This is a genomic window from Streptomyces sp. GMY02 (assembly GCF_019056675.1).
Taxonomy (GTDB): Bacteria; Actinomycetota; Actinomycetes; order Streptomycetales; family Streptomycetaceae; genus Streptomyces; species Streptomyces odonnellii.
The window spans coordinates 883,503-909,638 of record NZ_CP077658.1; the positions used below are offsets into that span (position 1 = coordinate 883,503).

Sequence of the window (26,136 nt, forward strand, 5' to 3'; positions counted from 1 at the left end):
GCATTCCCATGCCGTTCGTCACCGTCGGACAGGAAAACACCGGCTCCATAGACATCTACTACGAGGACCACGGCATGGGACAGCCCGTGATCCTGATCCACGGCTATCCGCTCGACGGGCATTCCTGGGAGAAGCAGGAGCGCGTGCTGCTCGCCACCGGGTACCGCGTCATCACGTACGACCGGCGCGGTACGGGCAACTCCAGCCGCCCCACGTTCGGTTACGACTACGACACCTTCGCCGCGGACCTCAAGGTCCTCATCGACCATCTGTCCATCTCCGACGCGGTGCTCGTCGGTTTCTCCATGGGCACGGGCGAGGTCACACGCTATCTGGGCAAGTACGGTTCCGGGCGGATCAGCAAGGCCGTACTGCTCGGCGCCATACCGCCGTTCCTCCTCAAGACCGACGACAATCCCGACGGGGTCGACCGGTCCGTCTTCGAGGACATCAAGGCCGCCATCGTCGCCGACCGCCCGGCCTATATGAAGGTGTTCATCAACAACCTGTACAACTACGATCAGTACAAGGGCACGCGGATCAGTGACGAGGCCTGGAACTTCAGCTTCAACACGGCCGTCGCCAACTCGGCCCACGGCGCCTACGCCTGTGTCGACACCTGGCTGACCGACTTCCGCAAGGACCTGCCGAACATCGATGTGCCCACGCTGCTGATGCACGGGACCGACGACCGGGTCCTTCCGTACGCGAACACGGCGAAGCGGCTGCCGGGCCTCATCAAGGATCTGACCTTCATCACGGTCGAGGGCGGCCCGCACAACATCGCCTGGACCCACTCCGAGGTGGTCAACCCGGCGCTGCTGGACTTCCTCAAGGCCTGATCGGGTTCAGGCCGGTCACGGCTCCTTGATCAGGGAGCGTGCGCGGGCCGCGCGTACGGCGGCGGAAAGGCCGACAATGTCGTATGCGCCGTGGTGGCGGCGCCCGTTGACGAAGAACGTCGGGGTGCCCGACACACCGCTCATGTCCGCTGTCTCGACATCCTCCGCGACCCGGGCCGCGCCGGTGTGGGCGCGCAGATCACGGTGGAAGCGTTCCCTGTCGAGGCCGATGTCCTCGGCGTAGCGCAGCAGATCGGCGGCGCGCAGATCGCCCTGGTGGACGAGCAGCAGGTCGTGCATCTCCCAGTAGGCGTCCTGCGCGGCGGCGGCCTCGGACGCCTCGGCCGCGAGCTGCGCGTTGGGGTGCACGTCGGTGAGCGGGAGATGGCGCCAGACGTACCGTACGTCGCCCGCGCCGGCCAGCAGTTCGCGGATGACGGGCTCCGCCAGGCCGCAGTACGGGCACTCGAAGTCGCCGTACTCGACGACGGTGACCGGTGCTTCGCGGGGGCCGCGTACATGGTCGTGATCCGGGTCGACGGGGGTCGACAGATCGATGATGGACTCGCCCGTACCGAGCAGGGCGGTGATCCGGGGGCGTCGGGGCAGGATCCCGATCACCCAGGTGACCGCCCAGGTGGCGGCGAAGGAGCAGAGCACTGCGGCGAGGATGCCGATCTTCGCCTGGTCGAGCCGGGTGCCGTGGAAGGCGAGGACGGCGATCAGCAGGGAGACGGTGAAGCCGACGCCCGCGATGGTGCCGCCGGCGGCGGTGGCGCCCCAGCCTACGGGCGGCCGCAGCCGGCCATGGCTCAGTCTGGTGGTCAGCAGGGAGGCACCGAGGATGCCGAGGGGCTTGCCGACGACATAGCCGAGCAGAATGCCGAGGGTGACGGGCGAGGTGAAGGCGTTCGCGAGGACGCTTCCGCTGATGGTGATCCCGGCGTTGGCGAGGGCGAACACCGGCACGATCACATAGCTCGTCCACGGGTGGTACATGCGCTGGAGGCGCGCGTTGGGGGAGATCGCCGAGGCGAGTCCGGCCCGTACGGACCGTTCCAGCTCCGGTGTGGGCTGCTCGCGGAAGAGGCGGAACAGCCCGGTCGCCCGCTCCAGATCGCTGCGCGCGGCGGGGTAGGCGTACGTCAGGAGCCCCATGGCGAGTCCGGTGACGACCGGGTCGACGCCCGATTCCAGGACGGCCACCCACAGGGCCACCGCGAGCACCGCGTACACCGCGCCCCGGCGCACTCCGGCGGCCCGTACCAGCAGGACGGCCGCGAAGATCACCAGGGCCGTGATCAGCGCCATGACATTGACATGGCCGCTGTAGGCGATGGCGATGACACCGAGCGCGACGAAGTCGTCCACGACGGCGACGGTCAGGATGAAGGCGCGCAGGCCCACGGGCAGCCGGGTACCGAACACCGCGAGCATGCCCAGCGCGAAGGCCGTGTCGGTGGACATTGCGGCGCCCCAGCCGCGCGCCGACGCCTCACCGGCGTTGAAGGCGAGGTAGATGACGACCGGCACGACCATGCCGCTGATACCGGCGAGCAGCGGGAGGGCGACGCGTCTCCGCTCGCGCAGTTCGCCCATGTCGAACTCACGGCGCGCCTCCAGGCCGACGACGAAGAAGAACAGCGTCATCAGCCCGCTGTTCACCCACTCGCGCAGTCCGAGGGAGACTCCGGCGGAGCCGATACGGACCGAGAGGTCCGTGGCCCAGAACGTGGCGTACGTGCCGGGCCCGGCGTTGGCCCACACCAGCGCGGCCAGCGCGGCGGCCAGCAGGACGGACGCGCTGCCGGTCTCGGTGCGCAGGAAGTCGCGGAGCGGTGTCCGCATCTCGTCGCCACTGGTGGTCTGGCCGGAAAGGGCCGGGGTGGCGGGGTCGACAGTCACCCCGCCATTCTGCTGCGGCCGGGACCGTAACGCGTCTGATGGCGGCCTCGGGCGCCGCCCTGCCGGAGAGACTCGGGACTTCCGGCGGCCCCGGGAACCGTACGAGCCCCCGCCTGGAGCCGTATGTGCGCCGGCCGGGAGCGGTACGGGCGCGCCGGTTGCAGAAGCCGCCGGGAGACGCAGGAGCCCCTGAGCCGGGCCAAGTTGAGCCTATCCTTGTCAAGTTTGCTGCGGGTGAGTTATACCGGTGGTGTCGGTGCCGGTCCCCCGCCGTCCCTTCGCGGCGCGGATCGCGCGGCGCCGACGCGGCTGACGCAGAAGGGAGGCCGTCATGGTGATGCGGTGGGACGCGTTCCTGGCGGCGGTCCAGGAACGCGGGGAGTACCCCTCGTCGAAGGAGGCGGAACGGGCGGTCCGCGTGGTGCTCGCGCTCCTCGGTGCCCATGTGGTGGGGAGCGAACGGGCCGAGCTGGCCGCGCGGTTGCCGGAGACCTGTGCGCTGGTGCTGCTCAATCCGCTGCCGGCCGCCGAACCGCTCACGGCGGACCGGTTCGTACAGGCGGCCGCCGCGTGGATCCAGGGAGCCACCGACGAGACCGCGCAGTGGGATGTCGGCGCGGTCCTGAGCGTGGTGGCCGACGCCACCGACGAGGACCTGATGCGCCGCGTCCTGCTCCAGCTCCCGCCGGGTTACGACCTACTCTTCGGCCGCCCGCAGCCGGTCTGACCCGGAGCCGAGGCCGCGCTGTCCGCCCGGTCACCGGTTCCGGTGTGCGCCGCCCGCACGCGGTTGGCGTCCGGCCGGTGCGGGGGGCTAGCCTGGGCGGCACAGTGTTACGCGGCGGTGGGGCCCGCCGTACCCGAACCGCGGCGACAGCCGCCAACGGTCCCTACTCGCGATCGAGCGCGCCCGCATGCCGGGCGCCGTACGAGTAGGAGACGCGTTGTGGTGAGAGTTCCCCGGAGCCGTGTGGTGGAAGAGCCCACCGATCCCGATGTCGATCTCTCCGTACCCGCGCAGCGGGCGGAGCGCGCGCGGGTGCTGTGGCCGGTGGTCACCGCCGTGGCGCTCGGTGCGATGTGCGGCTCGGCGGCGCGGTACGGGGCGTCGCTGATCTGGCCGACCCCCGTCGCCGGTTTTCCCTGGACGACGCTGGTCGTCAATGTCACCGGCTGTGCCCTGATCGGTGTGTTCATGGTGGTGATCACGGATGTGTGGACGGCACACCGGCTGATCCGGCCGTTCGTGGGCACCGGCATCCTCGGCGGGTTCACCACCTTCTCCACCTATGCGGTGGACATCGAGCGGCTGGTGGATACCGGCCGGGCCCGTACGGGCATGGCCTACCTGGGTGTGACACTGTTCGCGGCTCTCGCGGCGGTGTGGACCGCGGTGTGGGTGACACGCCGCGTGGTGGCGTGGAGGCAGTCATGACGAAGCTGGCGGGTACGGCCCTGCGGCTGACGATCTTCGTCGGGGAGTCGGATCTCTGGCACCACCGGCCTGTCTACACGGAGATCGTGCACCGGGCCCACGCGGCCGGGCTCGGCGGGGCCAGTGTGTTCCGCGGTGTCGAGGGGTACGGCGCGTCGTCGCTGATCCACACACAACGGCTGCTGTCGCTGAGCGAGGATCTGCCGGTGGCGATCGTGATCGTGGACGCCGGGGAGAAGATCCGGGCGTTCCTGCCGCAGCTCGACGAGCTGGTCCGCGAAGGGCTGGTCATGCTCGACGACTGCGAGGTCATCCGCTACACGGAGCGCGGGAAGGACCGAGAGGACCGGGAACGGTGAACTGGCTGCTGGTCCTGGCCGGAGCCGCCGTCGGCGGCCCGCTGCGCTATCTGACCGACCGGGCGGTGCAGACCCGGCATGACACCGTCTTCCCCTGGGGGACCTTCGTGGTCAATGTGGTGGGGTGTCTGGTCCTCGGACTGGTCACGGGCGCGGTCACCGCGGGCGCGGCGTCCTCCCAGGTGCAGTTGTTCATCGGGACAGGGCTGTGCGGCGCGCTCACGACGTACTCCACGTTCAGTTACGAGACGCTGCGGCTGGCCGAGGACGGCGCCAAGTTCTACGCGGCCGCCAATGTCATCGCCAGTGTGATCGCCGGTCTCGGCGCGGTGTTCATGGGGGTCGCTGTCGCCGAGGCGTTGTGGGCGTGACTGCGGCCGGGCCCGGTGAAGCGGTACGGAAGTCGGGGTCCGCGGCCGCGTTCCGGGTCTCGCGGTTACTTTTTCGGGCCGCGCGGTACGGCGAAGTCCGTGAGGGTGGCGGTCCCGGGGGCGAGCGCCTCCCAGGAGCCGGACAGCGCGAGCACCGCGATCGCCGAGGTGGGGAACTTCTCCCGGGCCCGGGCCAGACAGTCGCCCTCGTCCCGGCCCGCCAGGCTCAGCACCAGGTCCTGCACCCCCGGCTGGTGGCCGACCAGCAGAAGCGTCCGTACCGGCCCGGATGTGCGTACCCGCCGGGGTGACTCCCGTACCAGGCGCAGCAGTTCGGCGGCGCTCGCTTCGTACGCCCGGCGATCGTGGATCAACCGGGGTTCCGTACCGAGCCGGGCGGCGGCCAGGTCCCAGGTCTCGCGGGTACGGCGGGAGGTGGAGCAGACCACGAGATCGGGCCGGTACCCGGACTTGGCCAGCCATTTCCCGGCGGCCGGGGCATCCCTGCGCCCGCGGGGCGCGAGGGGCCGCTCATGGTCCGCCACCATCTCCGGCCACGCGGACTTGGCGTGCCGGAGGACGATCAGGCGGGTCGGTGCCGGGTCAGGATCCGGTGGTGGCGCTGGGGGTGTCATCTCGTACCTCTCTGGATGGCGGTGCCGGCGCGGCACGGTGTGTCCCAGCGAACACACTCTTCCCGCCGACCGCGCTCCGTATCACCCGCCGGCCTTCAGGTGTCGGGCCGTTCGCGGCCGGCGGCAGAGCCGAGCGCGGCGCCGGACAGCGGGCCGGACCGAGAGGACGGGCCGCGCGGGCTCGCTCGCCTGGTCGTCGCCCACCCGGGCGAGGTGTGCGTGACGGAGATCCGCGAGAACGGGCCCGAGCAGTGAACGGGGCAGCGCGATGCCGAGCGAAGGCCGGGCCGGCGCCCCGGTGAAGCTCAGGCGGACCGCTCCCGGCGCCCGTGCCCACGGTCCTCGCGCGGTACCAGCGTCGGATTGATGTTGTCGAGGACCGTGTCGCGGTCGACCACGACCCGGGCGACATCGTCGCGGCTCGGTACTTCGTACATCACATTCAGCAGGACCTCTTCGAGGATCGTGCGTGCCGCGCGGGCGCCGGTCCGGCGCAGCAGGGCCTGTTCCGCGATGGCCGCGACGGCGGCGTCGGTGAACTCCAGCTCCACTCCGTCGAGTTCGAGGAGTTTCTGGTACTGCTTGAGCAGCGCGTTGCGCGGCTCGGTCAGAATCCGGGTCAGCGCGGTCAGATCCAGTGGCTGTAAGGTCGCCAGCATCGGGAGCCGGCCCACGAATTCCGGGATCAGCCCGAATTTCAGCAGGTCCTCGGGCAGTGCCTCGGCGAAGCCGGGCTCGTCCTTCCGGTCCTCGTTGGCGCGGATCGCCGCTCCGAAGCCGATGCCCTTGCGTTCGACGCGCTGCTCGATGATGCGTTCAAGACCGGCGAAGGCACCGCCCACGATGAACAGCACATTGCCGGTGTCGATCTGGATGAACTCCTGCTGCGGGTGCTTGCGTCCGCCCTGCGGCGGCACGCTCGCGACCGTACCCTCAAGGATCTTCAGCAGCGCCTGCTGCACGCCCTCGCCGCTCACATCACGTGTGATCGAAGGGTTCTCGCTCTTGCGGGCGACCTTGTCGATCTCGTCGATGTAGATGATCCCGGTCTCGGCCCGCTTGACGTCGTAGTCGGCGGCCTGAATGAGCTTCAGCAGAATGTTCTCGACGTCCTCCCCCACATAGCCCGCCTCGGTGAGCGCCGTGGCGTCGGCGATCGCGAACGGGACGTCGAGCATCCGGGCCAGGGTCTGGACGAGATAGGTCTTGCCGCAGCCGGTCGGGCCGACCAGCAGGATGTTGGACTTGCCGAGCTCGACGGGATCCTCGTCGCCGCCATGCCGCCGGTTTCCGCCCGCCACCGCACCGATACGCTTGTAGTGGTTGTAGACCGCCACCGCGAGGGTTTTCTTGGCGCTCTCCTGCCCGATGACGTACTGCCCCAGGAAGTCGTGGATCTCCTTCGGCTTCGGCAGCTCCGCGAGTCCGTCGCCGGGCGGGCCTTCGAGGTCCTCCGCGATCAGTTCGTTGCAGAGGCCGACGCATTCGTCACAGATACAGACCGGGCTCGGACCCGCTATCAGTTTCTGGACCTGCTTCTGGCTCTTCCCGCAGAACGTGCACTTCAGCAGGGTGCCGCCGTCACCGTTGCCTGCCACGCGGAAGTGTCTCCTCAAGGGTGGTACGGGTTGGTCGATCCAGATGCTTCAACCATATGGCGTGAACATCTGAATAGCCGACGGTATCTTGAACCGCGACAGACGGCAACGCGGGGACAAGTGAGGACGATGGGCCGGCTCAGCAGGGCGCAGTCACAGGAGCGCAATCGCGCCAGTGTGCTGGCGGCGGCCAGGAGCGAGTTCGCCGAGCGCGGTTTCCGGGACGCGAAGGTGGACGGGATCGCGCAGCGCGCCGGACTGACCCGTGGCGCCGTCTACTCCAACTTTCCGGGCAAACGGGCGCTGTATTTCGCGGTGCTGGCCGATCTCGCCGAGCGCGCGCCGACACGGGCCGGGGCTCAGGAGCCGTCATGGGCCGGGGCTCAGGAGCCGTCGCGGACCGGATCCGCCCGGCCCGGACCCGAGGGCCGGCCCGGACCCGACCGTACGGGCCGTACCGGCGCCAAGTCCGGTCCTACGCGCGGGGAGCCGACTCCTACGGTTCCTGAGACCGGCCTTGTCGGCGTCGCGCCCGCCGCCCCTGACACTCTCTCCGCCGCCGAGGCGCTCGGCGGCTTCGCCCGGGCCTGGGTCGGGCGGCTGCCACTCGCCGATGTCGGCGAGCCGCACGGACCGGCGCGGCTCGGGGTGCACCTGCTGCCCGAGGTACTCGCCGAGGAGCGGATCCGGCGGCCGTTCGCGCAGCTCATGAAGCTGGACGCGATCCTGCTCGGGCTCGCCCTGGAGCGGCTGGGGCCTCCCGGCACGGCGCCCGGCGGCCTGGTGCGGGTCGCGGAGGCGGTGCTCACCACCCTGCACGGCGCGAACCAGATGGCCGCCGCCGCGCCCGGGTTCATCGAGCCCTTCAATGTCGTCAGCGCCTGCGAACGGCTGGCGGGCCTCGATCTGCACGGCTGGTGGCCGCCCGCCCATGTGATCACCCAGGCCCTGCCGGTCGACGCCCCATGGATCCCGCCCGCCGCGCCGCACGCACTGGACGCCGTACGGGGCGAACCCGCCCTGCTCGCGGACGACGGGGTGGTGGCCGTCCTCGGGCTGCACCGGCTGGAGGCGATCGAGGAGGCGGTACGGGCCGCCCCGCCGGGAGCACGGATCACCGCGGCCCTGGTCACCGGCGATCCCGCCGAGCTGGCACCGCTGGCGCGGCTGGCGGTCGCCGAACTCTGCGGCTGTCTGCGCCAGGCGTTCCCGCCCTCGGCGTGGCCGCGCCTCCAGGTGGTGTTCGACGAGTCGGGAGCCCTCGCGGCGGCGGCCGGTCTGCCCGCCGTGAGCGACGGGACCGAGGCGGCCGTGCGTATCGCGGCACAACGGATCGTCGCCCGCGCGGACGGCCGCGGCGCGTGCCACGCCGCCGCGTCGGCCGTCCTGAGCACGCCCGCGAGCACGGGCGGGGCGGGCCGCGACTGACGTACGCGTACGGCGTATGGCGCGCGGCAGCGGTACGGCAGCCCGTACGACCGCGAAGCCGTACGACCGCGGAGACGCGGACCGGGGCGCTGTCCTAGTCGCGCTGTAGCGTCGGGCATCGACGTATGGACGCCCCGCACACGAAAGAAGCACCGACATGCCCACCGCCGACGAGCTGATCAGCCCGGACAGCATCGAGAAGCTGGCCCGCGTGCTGGGCACGACCGCGGGACCGGCCTCGCGCTGGTCCGCCGTACGGGAGAGCGCCGCGGCCCTCGGCCCGCTCGCCCTGAGCGAGCGGGCCCGCGCGGTGCGGGACGCGCTGATCCAGGACCTCCCCGGAAGCGGTGCGTACACCGCCGCCGCGGAGGTCTTCCGTACCGCGCTGACCGATCCGGGGTTCTCCGGCTGGATGATCTGGCCGGTCACCGAGGCGGTGGCGGTGCTGGCCGTGGATTCGGCGCGCCCCGGCGACTTCGAGGACGGTCTCGCGCTGCTGACCGCGCTGACACCCCGGCTGACCGGCGAATTCGCGCTGCGTACGTTTCTGAACGCCGACACCGACCGGACACTGCGGACCGTCCGTACCTGGACGGGGTCCGCCGACCCTGCCGTACGGCGGCTGGCGAGCGAGGGCACCAGACCGCGGCTGCCCTGGGCGAAGCAGGTGCCGGAACTGCGCCGCCGGCCCTCCGTGACCGTACCGATCCTCGACGACCTCCACACCGACACCGACGAAGTGGTCCGCCGGTCCGTGGCCAACCATCTCAACGACATCTCACGGCTCGACCCGGTGCTCGCCGTCTCCACCGCACGCCGCTGGTCCGAGGATGCCACCGCCGCCACCACTCCGGCGGTCGTCAAACACGCGATGCGCACGCTCATCAAGCAGGCCGACGCGCAGGCCCTCGACCTGCTCGGCTTCGCCCCGCCATCCACCGATCTGGTGGTCACCGGCCCCGAACTGCGCAGCACGAAAGTCACCGAGGTCGATGAACTGGTCTTCGGCGTCGACCTGTTCAACGACGGACCGGCGCCGGTCCGGCTGGCGGTCGACTATGTCATCCACTACCGCAAGGCCAACGGCTCCACCGCGCCCCGCGTCTTCAAACTGACCACCCGCACCCTGGCGCCCGGCCAGCGCCTCGCCCTGGAACGCCGCCACTCCTTCAGACCGATCACCACCCGCCGCCACTACTCCGGCGAACACGCCCTGGAGATCCAGATCAACGGCCGCCGCTCGGGGAAGGCGGAGTTCATCGTGGACCTGTGACCGGACGGGCCGGGGTCCGGGCCGCGGTGTTATGCCGTGTGTCCGACGGCGCCGGAGAGTACGGGCCGCGTCCTCCCGTCCCGTCCGCCCTGTGGGCAGGTCCAGCAGGCCACGCCGTCCACCACCTCGGCCACGGCGGGGTGGCTGTGCCCCGGGCAGGGCGGGACCGGGGCGCCGCCCGTGTGTTCCAGCACGGCGTCCTGCAACTGTTCGGCCAGCAGAGCCACCGCTTCGGCTTCTGTCATGGAGTCCTCCAGCAGCACATGGGTGGAGGAACCGTCGTCGAACGCGAGCACAACGCGTACGGAGCCGATGTGCCGGGCGGCGGCGGACGGCTCGGTGGGGCCATCGCCGTCGTGGATCTCCAGCCGGGAGGTGAACGCGGTTTCGGCGTACGGTACTTCGGGCTCGGGAGCAGCGGGCGGCACCGTCACCTCCAGTGCCTGGCCGACGGGGTCACCGAGCTGCCGCAGAATGTCTTCCGCCCAGTTCAGGGTTGTCGTCGTGGTCAGTCTCATCGCGTTCATCGCGCCGCTTCGTCACTTCACTTCTTCGCCTTGACATCCGAAGCCCAGGTGATGGAGCCGGTGCCGGTCCTCCCGCCGACGTTGACCCGAAAGGTCATGTAGTCCTGGAACTGGACATGATCGGCGTGCTTGACGGGCTTGAGAGTGCCGTGGAAGTGATAGTGCTTCCCGACCACGTGACCCGCGTTGTTCGGCTTCCTCTTGCCGTTGTTCCACCACGAGACGCCCCTCTCCCTGACGTTCCCGGTGATGAAGGACTTCACCCGCGCGGAGATCTTGTAGCCCCAGTTGATGTTGCCGTACCGGCAGTTGAACCGGGCGTTCAGTGTGCCGTTCGCATCGCTCCAACTCGGATTCCTGCCGCAGCGCAGGGTCGCGGGACCCCTCTTCTTCCCGGTCGCTCCCGCGGACTGCCGTGTGCCGGACGGGGCAGCCCCGACACGTCCACCACGGCCGGGTGCCACACCGCCGACGATCGCGGCGATCCGGTCGCGCTCCGCATGGGTCAGCTTCAGCGGAGAGCCATGGGAATACGCGTCCAGAACCACACGCAGAGTCGTTTTCGACCCGCCCGTGGCCGTGGTCGAGACAAAAGTCCTGTCGTCGGCCGGATTCGCCGCCGGGACGGCGTGCGTCGCTCCGGCGCCGGACACCGTCACCACCAGCGCGAGCCAGCCGGAAGCCGCAGCGCTCTGCCACGAAAGACGCATTCCCCGGTCCCCTCTCTTCGCCGTCGCGACGGTCTGCCGCACGGGATCCGAGAATCCCGCACGCCTCTTCGAGCCGGGGCCGCTTTCCGGCCTCAATCACCTGATGGAGCGATAAAGCCGGACTCACGCTGACGACATCTGCCGTCTCTCCCGGACGGCACGTACCACCGCACTGCTCCCCCACTGCTCCCCTCCGCTGTCCGTAGCGGATGGAGGTCGGTCGCCCTCGCGAGTGGTTGCGCTGCTCCGAACGGGTGATGAGGGGCATGGGGCTCTGGCGGGGCGCTTGACGCTGCTGCTGTCGTGGCCGGAGGCAGGGCAGGGTCGTGGACGGGCCCCCGCCGACCCGGTTCCTCGGCGACGGGCCCGCGGCCGGCCTTCCCGTCACGGCGTTCACCTGCGAGAAAAGCCGGCACAGGCCGCTGATCCGGCCCCGACGCGACCTCATCAGAAACGGCCCCTGCCATGTATGACCGAACGGACACCGCTCCGCCCGTCTCGTTACCGCACAGGCCCGCCGACCGCCGGCGCTGGATCGCGCTCGCGGTGGTACTGACCGCGGCCCTGATGGACCTGGTGGATGTGACGATCGTCAATGTCGCCATCCCCGCCATTCAGCGGGACCTCGGCGCCACCTACTCGGCCGTCCAATGGATCGCCGAGGGCTATGTGCTCGCCTTCGCCCTCGGCCTGATCACCGGCGGACGGCTCGGCGACGTCCACGGCCGGAGACGCCTGTTCCTGTTCGGCGTGGCCGGGTTCACCGTCGCCTCCGCCCTCTGCGGCGCCTCCGCGAGCTCCGAGATGCTCATCGCCGCCCGTGTCCTGCAAGGCGCGATGGCCGCGCTGATGGTTCCCCAGGTCCTGGCCATCATCCATGTCACCTTCCCGCCCGCCGAACGCGGCAGGGTCTTCGGCATGTACGGCGGGATCCTCGGAGCCGGGGCCATCGCCGGCCCCATCCTGGGCGGCATCCTCACCCAGGCGGATCTCTTCGGCCTCGGCTGGCGGTCCATCTTCCTCATCAATGTCCCGCTCGGTGTCGCCGGACTGGCCCTGGGGCGCCGTTATCTCACCGAGTCCACCGCCACGGAGAGCCGGCGCCTCGACCCGACGGGCATGGCTCTGGCCACCACGGGACTGCTCCTGCTGCTGTTCCCGCTCACCCAGGGACATGAACAGGGCTGGCCGGCCTGGGGATTCGTCCTGATGACCGCCGCGCTCCCCGTCTTCGCCGGTTTCGCCGTGCACCAGCGCGCCCTGTCCCGCCGGGGTGGAACGCCGCTGGTGGAGCCCTCACTGTTCAAGGCGCGGAGCTTCACCGCGGGCGTGACCGTCGAGCTGCTCTTCAGCACCGCCACCGGGGTCTTCTTCCTGGCCTGGATCCTCTATCTCCAACTCGGCCTCGGCTACAGCGCTCTGCGCGCCGGACTGACCGGCATCCCCTTCTCCGTCGGTGTCTCCGTCGCCGCGGCCGTCTCCGTCCAGGTGCTGGTGCCCCGGTTCGGCCGCAAGGTCATCCAGGCAGGCGTGACACTCATGACCCTCGGCATCCTCGGTTATCTGTGGGAGGCGCAGCACTTCGGCGGCGGCCTCACGCCCTGGCAGATGATCCTGCCCCTGACCGTGATGGGCCTGGGCATGGGACTGGTCCTCGCCCCGCTGACCGACCTGGTCCTCTCCAACGTCCCGCACCAGCACGCCGGTTCCGCCTCCGGTGTCTTCAACACCGTCCAGCAACTCGCCCAGGCCACCGGTGTCGCCCTGGCCTCCGTCCTCTTCTTCGCCCTCCTCCCCGACGGCAGTGCCTCCCGTACCGGGCCGTCCACGGGATCCCGCGCGTTCATCGAGGCGTTCCCCGTCACCCTGGCGTGGCTCGCCGTCCTCAACACCGCCGCGCTCGCCCTGACCTTCGCCCTGCCCGCGCAGACCCGCCACCCCGGCCCGGACCACCCGACAGCACGTTCTGTGAGGTCCTCATGAGCGACACATCGTCCGATCTGACGCACGCCCCGGCGCTCGGCCGTCTCATGGAGATCGCCACCGGGTTCATGGCATCGAAGGTCCTGCTCGTCGCCGCCCGCCTCGGCCTTTTCACAGAACTGGCCGAACGCCCCCTGACCGGCGAGGAACTGCGCGCGCGGCTGAAGCTGCACTCCCGCTCCGCCCATGACTTCTTCGACACTCTCGTCGCTCTCGGGATCCTCGAACGCACCGACGGTGCCTATGCCAACACCCCGGCGTCCGCGCACTACCTCGTGCGCGGCAGGCCCGCTTATGTGGGCGGCCTCCTGGAGATGAACGACAGCAGGATGTACGACCTCTGGGGAAAGCTCGACGCGGGCCTGCGTACGGGAGACCCCCAGAACGAGATCAGGACCGGCGAGGAAGGCATGTACGCCGCCCTCTATCGCGACCCCGACCGCCTCGCCGCCTTCCAGCAGGCCATGACCGGCTTGTCCATGGGGTCCACGCATGCCCTCGCGGAGGCCGTCGACTGGTCCTCGTACCGCAGCGTCGCGGACATCGGCTGCGCCGAGGGAGCCCTGCTGACGCATCTTCTCCGGCGCCACCCGCATCTGCGGGGTACTGGCTTCGACCTGGCCGCCATGGGCCCGGGCTTCCGGAGCCGCCGCGAGAACTCCGGCCTCACCGGGCGGCTCTCCTTCATCGCCGGCGACTTCTTCAGCGAGCCGCTGCCCCGGACGGATGTGCTGGTCTTCGGTCATGTCCTGAGCGGCTGGGCCCTGCCGAAGGCGAAGACACTGCTGAGCAAGGCGTACGAGGCTCTGCCGGAGGGCGGCATCGTCATCGTCTACGAGACATTCATCGACGACGAGCGCCGCGAGAATGTCCAAGGGCTGCTCATGAGCCTCAATATGCTCCTTGAGACCCCGGGCGGCTTCGAGTACACGACCGCCGACTGCCGGGGCTGGCTGGCGGATGCCGGGTTCCGGGAGAGCCGGGCGCGGCACCTGGACGGGCCCGAGTCGATGGTGATCGGCACCAAGTGACGTGCCCCGGGGGTCCGTTGCGGCCGGACCCCCGGGGTCTTTCGTTTGGATCCGGCCGGGTCAGGACGGCGGCGCTCCCGCCTGTCCTTCCTCCCGTACTTCCTTCCGTACTTCCTTACGTACGAACTCGATCAGACGGGCGTAGCTGTCGTCGCCGTAACCGGCGGCGATGGCCCGTCCGACCAGATCCTTGAACAGCTCCGGCATACCGGAGTCCGCCCCGCGGAGCCAGCTCGCATGGGCGAGAATGTCCATCGTCCTGCTGTGCAAGTCCAAGGGGAAACCCTCGGCCGGGTACTCCCCCGCGTCGATCTGCGGCGCGTAGGCGGTCATGAAGAAGCGCACGGTGTTCATCCACCGGTCGGCCACTTCGGTGTACGCCGTCGCCGTCACATTGCCGCCGGGCCCGTCGGCCCCGATGAGTGCCGCGGTGTGCAGCCAGCCGGTCAGTGTGGACCACATGAGGCCCAGCAGCGCTGTGTCGTACACGGAGGACAGGGCCGGATCGGTGCCCAGGTGGACCGGGTCGCCCACCACGGCGAGCGTCTCGCGGCTGTCCTCGAAAGCGTCCCGGGGACCGCCGTAGAGCTGTAGAAAGTCCTGGCTGCCGATGCCGGACGCGGTTGTCATGATCACCCCGTCGAGATAGCGGGCTCCGGCGTTCGCCGCCCAGGCGGCCGTCTCCCGCGCGTCGACGGGCGAGCCGGAGGTGAGATTGACGAGCGTCCGGCCCGCGAGGTCGCCGGACAGCGGGCCGAGTACGGTGCGGACGACGTCGTATGCCGACAGGCACACCACGGTCAGCGGGCTCGCGGCGACGGCCTCGGCGGCCGAAGCGGCTTCCACGGCCCCCTCGGCGGACAGGGCGTCCGCCTTGCCGGGCGTACGGTTCCACACGGTCGTCCGACAGCCCGCTGCCGCGAACGCGCCGGCCAGCGCCGTACCCATCTCCCCCAGACCGAGAACGGTCACCTTGGTGGACACCATTGCCTCCTCATATCGCGAGATCACTTCGCTGACGTCCCGTCAGGCCGCTGTTTTCCGGTCCGTACGAGCAGTCGCGACGGGCCGTGGAAGACCAGGTCCTGCGAGTAGCGCACCGGCTCGTCGGCCGGTGCCAGGCCGGGCAGGCCGCGCAGCAGCGCGCCGAGGCCCAGCTCGGCCTCGGCGCGGGCCAGCGATGCGCCCACGCAGTAGTGGGTGCCCATGCCGAATCCGCTGTGCCGGCCCGTGTCACGGCGGAGGTCGAGCCGGTCGGGGTCCGGGAAGGACTCCGGGTCGCGATTGGCCGAGCCGAGGACCAGTACGAGCCGGCTGCCGCGGCGGATCACGCGCCCGCCCACCTGCACGTCCTCCTGTGCCTGCCGGGTGACCATCTGGACCGGCGGGTCGTAGCGGATCAGTTCCTCCACCGCGCTGGGCAGCGGCTCAGGACCGGCGCGCAGCAGCGCGAGCTGGTCCGGGTGGGCGAAGAGCGCCAGCAGCCCCTTGGACAGAAGGTTGGTGGTCGTCTCGTGGCCCGCGGTGAGGAGGTGGATGCAGGTGCCCACCAGTACCTCGTCGCCGAACCCCTGCCCGGCGGCCCTGCGCAGCAGGACCGAGATGAGGTCCGCGCGGTTCTGCTCCCTGCCCGCACGGCGCCGGGCGAGTTCGTTCCGGAAGTACGTGTCGAGCTCCCGGGCCGCGGCATCGGCCATGGCGAACGCGCCGGCCCGGCGGGCGACGCGTGAGCCCGTGGCCTGCTGGAGGTCGACCGCGCGGGAGCGGAACCAGTCCCGGTCCCCCGCGCGGACGCCCAGCAGTTCGCTGATGACCAGAAGCGGGAACGGGGCCGCGAAGCGGTCGACGAAGTCGGCCTCGGCCTCCTCTCGCAGCTCGGCCACGAGGGACTTCGCGAGCCGTCGGATGCGCGGGCGCAGCGCCTCCACAACACCCGGGGTGAAACTCCGCGCGACCAGGGCCCTGACCCGGGTGTGCCGGGGCGGGTCCATGAAGACCATCCAGTTGGCGACGGTCGTCCGCAGATGCGGACATGTCCGGGGGAGCTGTGCGGGCGGTCCTCCACGGAGGTAGCGGCGGTCGCCGAGCACCTGTGCCACATCGGCGTGACGGAACAGGTACCAGGCGCCGTCCGCCCCGAGATGAACCGGGTCGCGCTCCCGGTACGCGCGGTAGTGGGGGTACGGGTCGGGGAGCGGGACGTCCGCGGTCCTGAACGGCGCCGGCCGGCCGCCGTTCATCGCGCACCCCGTGCCGGGTCCGTCGTACGGGCCGCGCCGGTACGGGGACACGCGCTCATCGGGACCCCTGGCCGTGCCGGAAGAAGTCCGCGTAGAACGTCATCATGTCGGCGACCTGGCCGGGCACCGGAGCGAGCGCGCGTGCCGCCCTCGCCAGATGTGCGAAGCGCAGGGCCAGGGAACGGCGTGCCACATCGGGGCGGGAGACGCAGACGGGTGCGGTCTCCAGCTCGAAGGTCGGTCCCGCCGTCCTGCCCCGCCGGCCCGACTCCATGGTGACCAGCAGCTCCGCCAGGGGGCGCATCATGCCGGTCATCACATCGATGGAGGCGCCCATCAGCTTCGAGCGGCGCAGGCTCGCGTCGGGGCTCTCGCCGAAGTGCTGCACCATCAGTTGGAGCATCAGGTAGTACGAGCGGTTGAACAGCCGGGCCACCGCGCGGGTCTGAGGATCGGTGATCGGGTCCTTCGCCGCGTCGCCGGTCCCCAGCGTCGGGTTGCGGAGCGCGGGGTACGCGGGGTTCCAGGGCACGAGTCTGCCGTGCGGGCCCGGGAGGCGTTCGGTGGTGAGCAGTTCGCCGATGCGCAGGAACGTCTCGAAGTGCGAGACCTCCTGGGCGTCCGCGCTGTTCAGGGTGGCGCCTTCGCCCTGCTCGGTGATGAAGTCGACGGCGAACAGCGCGCTGGAGAGGTCGTCGACCTGGAGCTGGTAGTCGGGGTGGACCGAGTTGACGGACTCGCGGAGGAACAGGTGGTGTTCACCGCCGCCGCGGCCGCGTTCCACCATGAACAGGTCCGGGACGCGCTCCAGTCCCTGGCGCACTCCTGCGTAGAGTTCGCTGATCGAGCCCCACGAGAACGGGGGCGCGGGATCCGTACCGGCCGTGTCCGCACCGACTCGCACGGCGTGTTCCGGGCGGAGGTCCGGTGTGATCCGGGCGGGCTGTTCGATCGCGATGTACCGCTGGACGCTGCCGACGCTCAGCGGCTCCAGCGCGAAGTCCAGGGGAACGGGCAGCACGCTGTTGAGGGTGCCGAAGTCGATCAGCGGGACATAAAACGGCTCCCCCATCGCCATGATGATGTTGTTGACCACCAGGAAGTGGATCATTTCCTCGCGGGCGACGTTCAGCAGAGCGCCACGGATTCCGTCGGCGTCGGTCTCGCCGCCCTTGCCGCAGGCGTGGGCCAACTGCGCGGTCGTCCAGTGCCCCCGGCGTACGTACTCCAGCCCGGCCCCATGGGTCGGGACCGAGAAGGCCGCATACAAGTACTGGAGCATCACGGCCAGTTCCAGTGTGGCCGCCTGTTTCAGTACGGCCCACAGCTCGCCCCGGGTGGTGATCAGCGGTCCGCCGCCGAGTACGGCGGGTACGGGGACCGGCGGGCGCGCGCGGGCCTGGCGGTTGCGCAGATACGCCAGCAGCAGACGGGCCTGGGGATCGGACAGGTCCCGGGTCGGCGGCATGTAGTACGTCTTCGTCCTGTTGCGCGGATCGCACATCTGCCAGACCAGGTCGGCGTAGGTGTCCACCTTGAACTGGTCGGCGAGGCTGAAGACGTCCGAGCGCATGAAGGAGGAGATGTGCTCGTAGTAGGCGAAGACCTCGCGGTGCAGCAGGCCGAAGTCCACGTCCTGTCGTGGCACGTCGTCGAGGTGCCAGTCGTCGGGGAGCACCCGTACGGCCATCGATCCGGGCCCGGCCCAGTAACCGAGTGCGTCCTGGTCGTCGTACGCGGTCCACGCCGAGCCCCGGGCGCCGGGGTCGGCGGCCGGCCTGTCGGCGGGGTCGGCGGAGAGCAGCACCCGGCAGGTGCCCGCCCGTTCGCCCCGCAGGGTGAGCAGTCCGTGGCCGTGCTCGTCGGTCTCCACCACGCATTCCGCGGCGTAGCCCTCCTCGCCCCGCAGTCCGAGGATCACGGCGTCCCCGCACCGGGCGTCGGCGCCGCCGGCCAGGCCGTCGCCGGGCAGGGCGCGCGGGTTGAAGTACTGCTTCACGTACACCTTCGTGGGACCCGCCGGACGTCCTCGGACGTAGGAGCGCAGCGGCACCTCGACGGCGTGGTCGCGGAGCCGCGCGCGGTCGCGGTGGTGCAGGGTCAGCAGCGCCTCGTCGGTCTGGATGCTGGTCTCCCGCTCGGTCAGCAGGGTCTCCCGCCGCCCCGAGGGGCCGTGGCCCGTCAGATACAGACCGTGGTCGGCGGCTTCGCCCCAGCCGGGCTCGGCGGGCACGGTGAGGATTCCGGAGGTGGTGTCGCCGGGGTACGTGCCCGCCGGCAGCCGGGCCACGAGCCGGCCGGCGCCGGCCGTACGCAGCTCCAGGTCCCCGCAGTCGAGCGGCGGGCCGAGGCGGTGCAGCGGGCCCGGACCGGCGTGGGCGGCCCGGCCGGTGAGCAGTACGGCGGAGATGAGGTTGAAGTGGGCCCGCCCGGCGGCGACTTCGACGGTGGCATGGTGCAGGGGCCCGCCGGGGGCGGGCGGGACGAGCAGCCGCCCGGCGGGGTAGGTACGCAACTCGTGGGAGTGCCAGGGTGCGACGGTGCCCCGGACGCGCCAGTGGTTGGGCGCGTCGGGGGCCACCGGAGAGGCCATGTTGTCCAGCGCGAGCTGCACCACGAGACCGTCCGCCTCGTCCACCGCCGAGCGCAGGGCGGTCACGGCGGGAGAGTGACGGACGTCCGGCAGCCAGCCGAGGCCGGTCTTCGGTACGGCGAACTGGTGCACGGCGCAGTAGCGCAGATACGGGGCCAGGGCGTGGTCGCCGAGACCGCGTACATGGCCGAAGTCGACCCAGCGCGGCGGGTGGAGGCCGCTCACATCGCCGAGGACCATATAGCCGGTGTCGTGCGAGCGGCCCACCCGGCCGACCCCGAACTGGCCGGTCATCAGCGCCATGGTCCACCGGGAGGCCGGGTCCAGATCGAAGACACGGGCGCGGTTGGCGGTAGTGCGCAGGTATTCGTTGTAGTGGCCCCAGACGTCCACGCTCCGTCCGACCACCGGGTCCTCGGTGTCCGCCGGTCCACCGCTGTCCGGGTGCTCGACGGACACGATCTCCGCGTCCAGCCAGAAGTGGCTGTTGCCGTCGAAGTTCCACCCCTTGGCCGCGCTGAACTCACCGTGCGGGTCGGGGCGCCCCTCCTTGTCGAAGCGGGGGCCGCGCCGCTGGAGATGGGCGTGGTACTCGGTGGCGGGCCGGTCCACGGGGAACGGTGTGCCGTCGCCGGTCAGCGCCCGTTTGGCCGCGAGGTCGACCAGCCCGCTGCGCGGCCCGGTCGGCAGCTTTGTCGTGGCGATTCCGGCGAAGTGGAGCCTTGGCAGGTCGAAAACGCTCATCGCGGTCTCCCAGGGGCGTGAGACGGACTCAGGTGGCCGCGGTTTTGCGGCCCACGTCGTAACAGCGGACTTCTTCGACCGCGCGCAGAGCGGACTCGATCGCCCCTTCGACCCACGCCGGCGCCGTCGAGCAGTGCTCGCCCGCGAAGAAGAGGCGGTTCACCGGCCGGGCGGCACTAGCCCGCTCCCGCTCACACTGCTCCGTGCTCTTGCCCCAGCGCGTGGCGCACCCCGCGCTCCAGGGCGAGTCGCCCCAGACCGCGCTCACGGCTTCCAGCACCATGCCGGGCCTGAGCAGTTCGGGGTGGACGGCGCTCAGCTCTTCCAGGACGAGCCGGTGCCGGCGCCGGGGCGGCAGCCGGCCGAGCCAGGCGGCTTCCTCCCCGATCGTGTAACTGGCCAGCAGCGCGGCGCCCTGTTCCGGGTCGCCTTCCACGGGCGGGTAGTAGGTCTGGCGGATGCGCCCGGCGGTGAAGGAGGCCCCGCCGTGGATGCCGTCCTCCTGCCAGAAGGGCTCCCGGCAGTGGAAGGCCACCTTGGTGGCCGGGCAGTAGTCCACCTCGTGGATCACCGCGAGCTTGTCGTCGTCCAGTCCGGTCAGACGCATCCGCCGCAGGGCCGGGAACGGTGTGGTGCACAGGGCGAAATCGGCGCGTCGTACGATCCTTCGGGTGCCGGCCCGGATGTGGATGCGCAGGCCGTCGCGGCCCACGTCGATGCCCACGACCCGGTGGCCCCGGAAGACCGTGCGCCGGAGGTGGCCGGCGAGCCGGCGCGGCAACTGGTCCATGCCGCCCCGCAGCCTCAGAAGTGCGGGGCTGGTCTCGGCGAGGATGTCGTCGAGGAAGCCGTTGAGCCGGCCGCTGCACCCGGCGCGGATGCCGGGGTGGGCGGAGAAGAGCGCGTGGAGATCGACCCTGTCGCCGGCCGCGCTGTACAGATAGGGCGTCAGATCGGTACGGGCGACGAGGTCGAGGAGCTCGCGCCGCAGGTCCCCGCGGAGCGCCTCGCGCAGATCGGGCGGGGCGATCGCGTCGACGACGGCCGTCAGCCAGGCCCCGAAGGCGATGGTCGCGTCGCTGTACCCGTGACCGGGGCGGTGCAGGTCCAGGGCGTACCGGAAGTCCTCACGGAGCGGTCGGGAGGCATCGCGGACTCGGATGAATCCGCGGTCGGTGTGCAGGAGCGTGTTCTCGTCGGACAGCAGGGTCATGAAGGGGCACAGGGAACCGCCCAGCCGCATCCGCCGAATGTATTCCCGGGTGAGCCGGTGCCGGGTGGGAATGCGCATGGCTCCGAGTTCGACCGCGGGCGCGCCCGGGCCGAGCCCGAATCTGTGTGTGCGGATGCGCCCGCCGACACGGGCCTCGCCTTCCAGGACCTCGACGCAGTAGCCGAGCCGCTCCAGTTCGTACGCCGCCACGAGCCCGGCCATTCCGGCACCGATGACGGTGACATGACGACCCTCGGCCGCGAAGGGCTCACATGCGCAGGCGGACCGGTCCCGCGAGGCCTCGGACATGAAACGCTCCAATTAGTACGATAAATCGCCATCCTTTGGACTTCACTGCTGTTTCATGCACCTGCCAAGGGCATGCCACGATATTTATGGGCAAATTTGATGCCAATGTCATATTCACGTGGTATTCACGGCACACGCAGATGACGTAGACGGCATACGCATGGCGATGGATCCGGCCCGGCGCCTGGAACTCCGGCAGGTGACGGCCCGTTACGAATGAGTAGCACGAGCAGAACTCGAAACCGAGTTGAGCGAGTTAGCTGAGTCACCGAGTTCGCAGACTTCCACCCCCACTCTTCACGGAGGCCCGGAACCATGGCCCGGAACCAGCTCCAACCGTCCCGGCGGACCCTTCTCGGCGGTGCCGCCCTCGCCGCGCTCACGGCAGCGACCGGCGTCGGCACGGCGAACGCCGCCACCGCTGCGCACGCTGCCGCGTGGCCGGCCGAGTTCCCTCTCCCGGACGGCTTCCTCCCCGAGGGGATCACCATCGACGCTAGGCCGTACGCCTACATGGGCTCGCGCGCCAACGGCGCGGTCTACCGCACCGATCTGCGCACCGGGGAGGGCGGGTTCATCCACCAGGGCACCACCGGAACAGTGGCGATCGGGCTGAAGCTGGACCACGACGGCCTGCTCTACATAGCCGGAGGCGGTGGCGGATCCGCGCGGGTCGTCGACTCACGTACGGGCAGGCTCGTCGCCACGTATCAACTCACCGACAGCACGGGTCACTTCATCAACGATGCGATCCTGCTCGGCGACCGCGCCTGGTTCACCGACTCACGCGACAGCGTGCTGTACGGCGTACCGCGTGGTCGCGGAGGCGAGATCCGCAGCCTGCCGCTCAGCGGGGACTGGGTGCAGACGCCCGATGTGAACAACGCCAACGGCATCGTCGGCACCCCCGACGGCCGAGGGCTGATCGTCGTCAGCAGCACGCCCGGCAAGCTCTACCACGTGAGCCTGAAGACCGGTCGGGCCACTGACATCGCTCTGAACGGCGCGACGGACGTGGCCAACGGCGACGGTCTCCTCCGCATCGGCCGCACTCTGTACGTCGTACAGAACCGGCTGAACCTCATCAGTGTGTTCAGCCTCGACGCGCAGGTCCGCTCCGCCACCCTGCGCCGTACGATCACCGACCCCCGCTTCGACGTCCCCACCACGGTTGCCCGCCGGGGCGACCGCCTCTACCTCGTCAACGCCCGCTTCACCAGCCCCCAGACGCCCGAGACGACGTTCAACGCGGTCGCCGTTTCCCTCTAACACAGGGGGCGTCCCACCGACAGCGGGGGTGTCCCACGGCACCCCCGCTGTACTCCCACGCCCGGTCCGGCGTACTTCCGCGCCCGGTCCCGCTGTACTCCCGCGCCCGCTCTACCCGTCCGCGAAGGTCCGGTCGAGGAAGGACCGCATCAGACTCCCGATCTCCTCGCCCTTCTCCTCCAGAGCGAAGTGACCGGTGTCCAGGGCGTGGAACTCCGCGTGGGGGAGATCGTCCAGGAACTTCCGCATGTTGGCCTCGGGGAACAACCCGTCGTTCGCGCCGGTGGCGATCAAGGCCGGCGGCTGTTCCTTGCGGAGGAACTCCTTCGCCGCACCGAAGACGGCCTCCTGCTTCGAGATGTCGTACAACAGGTCCAGCATGATCTCGTCGATGCCCGGGCGGTCGAGCAACGCCTGATCGATCAGCCAGCAGTCGGGGTCGATCAGGGAGGCGTCGTGCGCTCCGTCGAGGTACTGGTCCCTGGTGCATTCCGGCGACACATAGGTCCGGGCGACCTCGCGGTGCTCGTCGGATCCGTCGCCCCAGTAGGGAATGAGGTCCTTCCAGAACCCGCCGTCGTCACCTTCCGGGTACAGAGGAGCGTTCTGGAGAACGACGGCGCTGATCCTCTCGGGATGCCTGACGGCAAGACGCCAGCCGATCGATCCGCCGAAATCCATCATGTAGGGCGTGAACTCCCGTACGCCCAGACGGTCCAGCAGCTTTTCGATGATGTCGGCGATGTGGTCGAAATCGTAGGTGAAGCTTTCCCGGTCGGGCACGTCGCTGTGGCCGAACCCCGGATAATCGGGAGCGATGACGTGATAACGGTCCGAAAGCCTCGGGATCAGATTCCGGTACATGCGCGACGAGGTGGGGAACCCGTGCAGCAGCAGCACGACACGCGCGCCCTCGGGGCCCGCTTCACGGTAGAAGACATTCACCCCGTCGATGTTCTCGGTGCGGAAGTGGGTGTCAGGCTGCTCACGAGTCGGGGTCGCGGTGGACATGAATTCCTCCAGTTGCGTCGCCCCCGAGGAAATGGTCCCGGACGACTCCGCACTGGCAATCCCGCCGACGGCCGGATCACGGCACGGCCTGCTCGCCGTACGCATACGGAATCGGCCCGCAGCGACGATTTTACGCTCCGTGCGAATACCCGACAATTCCGTCGCCGGGGCGGTACGCCGACGCGGGTCAGCAGGCCTGGCGCCAGGTGCCGAGATCGAGTTTCTTGCGCATGGACGAGAGGCCCAGACGGCGGCTCTGCGCGCAGAAGTCCTCGGTGGGCAGCGCGTACTCGACATGGAGGACGGCCTTCCCTGCCCGCACGAAGGGGGTGAGCAGGGCGCACTCGCCGTACTGGGCGCACTCCTCGTTCACCGCGAAGTCGAAGGTGTCCACGAGCGCGGGCACCTGCGGCAGATCGTTCTTGAGTCCGACCGACATACCGCGCTCGTGCGCGAGCCGGGCGATCAGCCTGTTGTACGCGAGCTGATCGCCGGCACGCAGCGGGAAACCGGTGTCGTTGAGATAGCCGTCGAGCAGATCGGGTTCGACCGCGTCGAATCCCTTCGACCGGCACATGTCGAAACGCTTCCCCATCAGGGGGCCGAGGACGTCCAGGCGCCGGATGTCGAGCCAGCGCTCGCCCTCCCAGCCGTTGGGACGGCCGAGGACGGAGGAGGGGAAGGCGTCGCTGTCCGAACGGAAGTCCTCCCAGGCACCCGCGTTGATGTAACAGATGACCTTCCGCCCGTCCCGGTGGAGACGGGCGACATCGGCGGCGGTGTTCTCGAAACCGTCGATGTCGTACACGGGCACATCGGTCCGGGGATCCACCCGGCCGTCGAGCTGCCACTGCCAGAGAGTGCCCGGCCGGGGTGCCCAGCGCTCCGCCGGGGCGGGCTTCCCGGTACCCGGACCCTTCCTCGGGCCCTTCCCCGTGTCGTCCGTCGTCGAACAGCCGGTCACCAGCAGAAGCAGCAGGAGCGGCAGCAGAACGACGAAGCGCGGCGCGACGGCGGACGGCGCACGGACCGCGAGCGGTTCGCTCCGGAGTCCCCGAGCGGGGAGTGAACGTGTCATGGTGCCTTCCGGAGCAGACCGAACGGGGGCGCGGTCCACGGGTTGGGCAGTTCTCCCGCGACCGGGCAGGAGACGGCGGCGCCACGCTCCTGGGCGGTGCGCACGGCGAGCCCGGTCAGGGCCGGCGGCACACCGTACACGAGATGGCAGAACCGCTCGGGCGGATGACGGACGGTCCAGCGCGGACGGACGAAGGGCGACAGATAGGTCGTCCAGTGCCCCTCGAAGGTGACGATCAGATCCGCGATCCGGGCATAGCCGCGGGCCGGATGGACTCCCGGGTTCAGTACGACCGTGGCCGCTCCCCGGCGCCGCGCGGCGCGGACCAGACGGCGGCAGCGGCGCAGTTCGCCCGCGTCGGCGGGCGCCCGGTCGAGGAAGCAGCCGTCGGTGCCGTACCAGTCGCGGTGCCGGTCGAGATCGTCCCTGATGTCGGTGCCCGGCCGCTCCCCGTAGGCGAGATCGACATAACCGAGGACGCGGGTGCCCGCCTCCCGCAGCGCACACGCGGCGGAGACGAACGCGGGGTCCGAGGAACGGCCGGGGCCGTCACCGGGGTTGAGCACCACACCGTAGAGCGGGCCGGGCGCCGAGGTCAGCAGCCGCCAGGCGGCCGGGTCCTCGGCGGGGTGGATGTAGAGCGGTACGAGCAGGCTCACCGCACCCGGTCCCCGGCCGGTTCCGGTGCCGGCTCATCGCGCGCGGAGGCCCACAGGGCGGCCACGGACTCCTCCAGGCCGTACCGGGGTACCCAGCCGAGCGCGTCCGCGGCGGCCGTGATGTCCGAGCACTGCCAGGACACGTCGGCGGAGCGCGCGGAGCCGTGCAGGGTCTCCTCGATCCTGCCCCGGAACTCCGCCGCCCGTGCCAGGCCGTGCACCAGCTCTCGGACCGGGACGGCCTGTCCGCCCGCGATGTTCAGTACGGGGGGCAGCGGCCCCGGCGCGGTGGTGGCCAGCACGACCGCGCGGGCGATGTCCCGTACGTCGACGAAGTCCCGGTACGCCGAGAGATCGCCGAGATGCACGACGGCGCCGGGATCCGCGCCGGCCGGCCGGAGCTGCCGGACCACACGGCCCGGCAGCCCGGCGGGCGGGGCGCCCGGCCCGACCGGGTTGCCCACGCGCAGTACCACGGAGTCCAGCCCGGCCGCGGTGACTGCGACGGTGCCCGCGAGCTTGGTGGCACCGTAGGGACCTGCGGGCCGGGTGGCGGCGTCCTCGGTGACCCGCTCGCCGTGTGCGGTCGGACCGTACTCGGCGGCGGATCCGAGATGGACCAGCCGCGCCCGGGGAGCCGCCTCCCGCAGGGCGGCGCAGAGCACCGCGGGGCCCCGGGCGTTGACCTCGGCGAGTGTCACCGCGTCACCGCTGACGGCGCCCGCGCAGTTGACGACGGCGTCCGGGGCGAACGAGGCGACCACCTCCGCCAGTTGACGGGCGTCCATGGTGGCGAGATCGACGGCCGGCCCCGCGGCCGGGGCCCGGCCGGCGCCGAGCAGCCGCACCCCGGGCAGGGTGCGAAGCTGCTCGGCGGCGTGCCCGCCCAGGTATCCGGTGATGCCCAGGACCAGGATGCGCAT

General features: G+C 70.4%; 23 protein-coding genes. 10 read left to right on the plus strand and 13 right to left on the minus strand.

Annotated features, from left to right (window positions below; all coding sequences use genetic code 11):
- The first annotated feature begins 8 nt into the window (after positions 1 to 8).
- On the plus strand, positions 9 to 842 hold the full coding sequence (locus tag KQY30_RS03635; protein WP_217305528.1) for an alpha/beta fold hydrolase: 834 nt from the start codon (positions 9 to 11) through the stop codon (positions 840 to 842).
- A 15-nt stretch (positions 843 to 857) separates the two neighbouring features.
- Here the strand turns inward: KQY30_RS03635 and nhaA are convergent, their stop codons facing one another.
- Positions 858 to 2,690, minus strand: a complete 1,833-nt coding sequence (nhaA, locus tag KQY30_RS03640; protein ID WP_217310712.1) for a Na+/H+ antiporter NhaA — start codon at positions 2,688 to 2,690, stop codon at positions 858 to 860.
- A 388-nt stretch (positions 2,691 to 3,078) separates the two neighbouring features.
- Here nhaA and KQY30_RS03645 point away from each other — a divergent pair, with 388 nt between their 5' ends.
- The 4 genes from KQY30_RS03645 to crcB all read left to right on the plus strand — a co-directional run bounded on the left by KQY30_RS03645 (position 3,079) and on the right by crcB (position 4,912).
- On the plus strand, positions 3,079 to 3,474 hold the full coding sequence (locus tag KQY30_RS03645; RefSeq protein ID WP_217305529.1) for a DUF2267 domain-containing protein: 396 nt from the start codon (positions 3,079 to 3,081) through the stop codon (positions 3,472 to 3,474).
- 243 nt (positions 3,475 to 3,717) lie between these two features.
- Positions 3,718 to 4,182, plus strand: a complete 465-nt coding sequence (locus tag KQY30_RS03650) for a CrcB family protein (protein ID WP_217310713.1) — start codon at positions 3,718 to 3,720, stop codon at positions 4,180 to 4,182.
- The gene (locus tag KQY30_RS03655) at positions 4,179 to 4,541 is read left to right on the plus strand and encodes a DUF190 domain-containing protein (protein WP_217305530.1); all 363 of its coding nucleotides are present in this window, start codon (positions 4,179 to 4,181) and stop codon (positions 4,539 to 4,541) included. Before KQY30_RS03650 ends, KQY30_RS03655 begins: the two co-directional genes overlap by 4 nt.
- Entirely contained in the window at positions 4,538 to 4,912 is a 375-nt protein-coding gene (crcB, locus tag KQY30_RS03660; RefSeq protein ID WP_217305531.1) for a fluoride efflux transporter CrcB, read from the plus strand. Before KQY30_RS03655 ends, crcB begins: the two co-directional genes overlap by 4 nt.
- A 65-nt stretch (positions 4,913 to 4,977) precedes the next feature.
- Here crcB and KQY30_RS03665 read toward each other — a convergent pair whose 3' ends face one another.
- Positions 4,978 to 5,547 (minus strand): histidine phosphatase family protein, encoded by a 570-nt coding sequence (locus tag KQY30_RS03665; protein WP_217305532.1) that lies wholly within the window; start codon positions 5,545 to 5,547, stop codon positions 4,978 to 4,980.
- A 305-nt stretch (positions 5,548 to 5,852) separates the two neighbouring features.
- Positions 5,853 to 7,145 (minus strand): ATP-dependent Clp protease ATP-binding subunit ClpX, encoded by a 1,293-nt coding sequence (gene clpX / locus KQY30_RS03670; protein WP_217305533.1) that lies wholly within the window; start codon positions 7,143 to 7,145, stop codon positions 5,853 to 5,855.
- A gap of 129 nt (positions 7,146 to 7,274) precedes the next feature.
- Here clpX and KQY30_RS36180 point away from each other — a divergent pair, with 129 nt between their 5' ends.
- Both KQY30_RS36180 and KQY30_RS03680 read left to right on the plus strand, forming a co-directional pair.
- Positions 7,275 to 8,573 (plus strand): TetR/AcrR family transcriptional regulator, encoded by a 1,299-nt coding sequence (locus KQY30_RS36180; RefSeq protein WP_254407530.1) that lies wholly within the window; start codon positions 7,275 to 7,277, stop codon positions 8,571 to 8,573.
- 157 nt (positions 8,574 to 8,730) lie between these two features.
- The gene (locus tag KQY30_RS03680; RefSeq protein WP_217305534.1) at positions 8,731 to 9,846 is read left to right on the plus strand and encodes a DNA alkylation repair protein; all 1,116 of its coding nucleotides are present in this window, start codon (positions 8,731 to 8,733) and stop codon (positions 9,844 to 9,846) included.
- Positions 9,847 to 9,875: 29 nt separating this feature from the next.
- Here the strand turns inward: KQY30_RS03680 and KQY30_RS03685 are convergent, their stop codons facing one another.
- Entirely contained in the window at positions 9,876 to 10,373 is a 498-nt protein-coding gene (locus tag KQY30_RS03685) for a hypothetical protein (RefSeq protein WP_217305535.1), read from the minus strand.
- A gap of 17 nt (positions 10,374 to 10,390) precedes the next feature.
- A complete protein-coding gene (locus KQY30_RS03690; protein ID WP_217305536.1) occupies positions 10,391 to 11,083 on the minus strand; it encodes a hypothetical protein in 693 nt (230 codons plus the stop codon).
- Between the two features lie 465 nt (positions 11,084 to 11,548).
- Here KQY30_RS03690 and KQY30_RS03695 point away from each other — a divergent pair, with 465 nt between their 5' ends.
- Entirely contained in the window at positions 11,549 to 13,066 is a 1,518-nt protein-coding gene (locus KQY30_RS03695; RefSeq protein ID WP_217305537.1) for an MFS transporter, read from the plus strand.
- A complete protein-coding gene (locus KQY30_RS03700) occupies positions 13,063 to 14,097 on the plus strand; it encodes a methyltransferase (protein ID WP_217305538.1) in 1,035 nt (344 codons plus the stop codon). The genes KQY30_RS03695 and KQY30_RS03700 overlap by 4 nt, the downstream gene beginning before the upstream one ends.
- 60 nt (positions 14,098 to 14,157) lie before the next feature.
- Here KQY30_RS03700 and KQY30_RS03705 read toward each other — a convergent pair whose 3' ends face one another.
- The 4 genes from KQY30_RS03705 to KQY30_RS03720 are packed head-to-tail and all read right to left on the minus strand — an operon-like array spanning position 14,158 to position 21,196.
- The gene (locus KQY30_RS03705; protein WP_217305539.1) at positions 14,158 to 15,084 is read right to left on the minus strand and encodes an NAD(P)-binding domain-containing protein; all 927 of its coding nucleotides are present in this window, start codon (positions 15,082 to 15,084) and stop codon (positions 14,158 to 14,160) included.
- A gap of 20 nt (positions 15,085 to 15,104) precedes the next feature.
- A complete protein-coding gene (locus KQY30_RS03710) occupies positions 15,105 to 16,388 on the minus strand; it encodes a cytochrome P450 (RefSeq protein WP_254406927.1) in 1,284 nt (427 codons plus the stop codon).
- 4 nt (positions 16,389 to 16,392) lie between these two features.
- Positions 16,393 to 19,674: a ferritin-like domain-containing protein gene (locus KQY30_RS03715; RefSeq protein ID WP_217305540.1), complete on the minus strand. Its 3,282-nt coding sequence runs from the start codon at positions 19,672 to 19,674 to the stop codon at positions 16,393 to 16,395.
- A 28-nt stretch (positions 19,675 to 19,702) separates the two neighbouring features.
- Complete coding sequence (locus tag KQY30_RS03720) at positions 19,703 to 21,196, minus strand: NAD(P)/FAD-dependent oxidoreductase (RefSeq protein ID WP_254406928.1); 1,494 nt, start codon at positions 21,194 to 21,196, stop codon at positions 19,703 to 19,705.
- 315 nt (positions 21,197 to 21,511) lie between these two features.
- On the opposite strand from KQY30_RS03720, the gene KQY30_RS03725 reads away from it, so the two are divergent.
- The gene (locus tag KQY30_RS03725) at positions 21,512 to 22,465 is read left to right on the plus strand and encodes an SMP-30/gluconolactonase/LRE family protein (RefSeq protein WP_217305541.1); all 954 of its coding nucleotides are present in this window, start codon (positions 21,512 to 21,514) and stop codon (positions 22,463 to 22,465) included.
- A 111-nt stretch (positions 22,466 to 22,576) separates the two neighbouring features.
- On the opposite strand, the gene KQY30_RS03730 is transcribed toward KQY30_RS03725, so the two are convergent.
- The 4 genes from KQY30_RS03730 to KQY30_RS03745 all read right to left on the minus strand — a co-directional run bounded on the left by KQY30_RS03730 (position 22,577) and on the right by KQY30_RS03745 (position 26,136).
- Positions 22,577 to 23,476, minus strand: coding sequence for an alpha/beta fold hydrolase (locus KQY30_RS03730; RefSeq protein WP_217305542.1), 900 nt, complete (start codon positions 23,474 to 23,476; stop codon positions 22,577 to 22,579).
- A gap of 187 nt (positions 23,477 to 23,663) precedes the next feature.
- On the minus strand, positions 23,664 to 24,554 hold the full coding sequence (locus tag KQY30_RS03735) for an endo alpha-1,4 polygalactosaminidase (protein ID WP_254406929.1): 891 nt from the start codon (positions 24,552 to 24,554) through the stop codon (positions 23,664 to 23,666).
- The gene (locus KQY30_RS03740) at positions 24,551 to 25,213 is read right to left on the minus strand and encodes a spherulation-specific family 4 protein (protein WP_217305543.1); all 663 of its coding nucleotides are present in this window, start codon (positions 25,211 to 25,213) and stop codon (positions 24,551 to 24,553) included. Before KQY30_RS03740 ends, KQY30_RS03735 begins: the two co-directional genes overlap by 4 nt.
- Entirely contained in the window at positions 25,210 to 26,136 is a 927-nt protein-coding gene (locus KQY30_RS03745; protein ID WP_217305544.1) for an NAD(P)-dependent oxidoreductase, read from the minus strand. The genes KQY30_RS03740 and KQY30_RS03745 overlap by 4 nt, the downstream gene beginning before the upstream one ends.

What these genes read in the sequence shown, in the direction of transcription:
- KQY30_RS03635 (WP_217305528.1), top strand. Translation starts at nt 9, where the DNA reads ATGCCGTTCGTCACCGTCGGACAGGAAAACACCGGCTCCATAGACATC.
- nhaA (WP_217310712.1), bottom strand. Translation starts at nt 2,690, where the DNA reads ATGCGGACACCGCTCCGCGACTTCCTGCGCACCGAGACCGGCAGCGCG.
- KQY30_RS03645 (WP_217305529.1), top strand. Translation starts at nt 3,079, where the DNA reads ATGGTGATGCGGTGGGACGCGTTCCTGGCGGCGGTCCAGGAACGCGGG.
- KQY30_RS03655 (WP_217305530.1), top strand. Translation starts at nt 4,179, where the DNA reads ATGACGAAGCTGGCGGGTACGGCCCTGCGGCTGACGATCTTCGTCGGG.
- KQY30_RS03665 (WP_217305532.1), bottom strand. Translation starts at nt 5,547, where the DNA reads ATGACACCCCCAGCGCCACCACCGGATCCTGACCCGGCACCGACCCGC.
- KQY30_RS36180 (WP_254407530.1), top strand. Translation starts at nt 7,275, where the DNA reads ATGGGCCGGCTCAGCAGGGCGCAGTCACAGGAGCGCAATCGCGCCAGT.
- KQY30_RS03680 (WP_217305534.1), top strand. Translation starts at nt 8,731, where the DNA reads ATGCCCACCGCCGACGAGCTGATCAGCCCGGACAGCATCGAGAAGCTG.
- KQY30_RS03685 (WP_217305535.1), bottom strand. Translation starts at nt 10,373, where the DNA reads ATGAACGCGATGAGACTGACCACGACGACAACCCTGAACTGGGCGGAA.
- KQY30_RS03690 (WP_217305536.1), bottom strand. Translation starts at nt 11,083, where the DNA reads ATGCGTCTTTCGTGGCAGAGCGCTGCGGCTTCCGGCTGGCTCGCGCTG.
- KQY30_RS03695 (WP_217305537.1), top strand. Translation starts at nt 11,549, where the DNA reads ATGTATGACCGAACGGACACCGCTCCGCCCGTCTCGTTACCGCACAGG.
- KQY30_RS03700 (WP_217305538.1), top strand. Translation starts at nt 13,063, where the DNA reads ATGAGCGACACATCGTCCGATCTGACGCACGCCCCGGCGCTCGGCCGT.
- KQY30_RS03705 (WP_217305539.1), bottom strand. Translation starts at nt 15,084, where the DNA reads ATGGTGTCCACCAAGGTGACCGTTCTCGGTCTGGGGGAGATGGGTACG.
- KQY30_RS03715 (WP_217305540.1), bottom strand. Translation starts at nt 19,674, where the DNA reads ATGAGCGTTTTCGACCTGCCAAGGCTCCACTTCGCCGGAATCGCCACG.
- KQY30_RS03720 (WP_254406928.1), bottom strand. Translation starts at nt 21,196, where the DNA reads ATGTCCGAGGCCTCGCGGGACCGGTCCGCCTGCGCATGTGAGCCCTTC.
- KQY30_RS03725 (WP_217305541.1), top strand. Translation starts at nt 21,512, where the DNA reads ATGGCCCGGAACCAGCTCCAACCGTCCCGGCGGACCCTTCTCGGCGGT.
- KQY30_RS03730 (WP_217305542.1), bottom strand. Translation starts at nt 23,476, where the DNA reads ATGTCCACCGCGACCCCGACTCGTGAGCAGCCTGACACCCACTTCCGC.
- KQY30_RS03735 (WP_254406929.1), bottom strand. Translation starts at nt 24,554, where the DNA reads ATGACACGTTCACTCCCCGCTCGGGGACTCCGGAGCGAACCGCTCGCG.
- KQY30_RS03745 (WP_217305544.1), bottom strand. Translation starts at nt 26,136, where the DNA reads ATGCGCATCCTGGTCCTGGGCATCACCGGATACCTGGGCGGGCACGCC.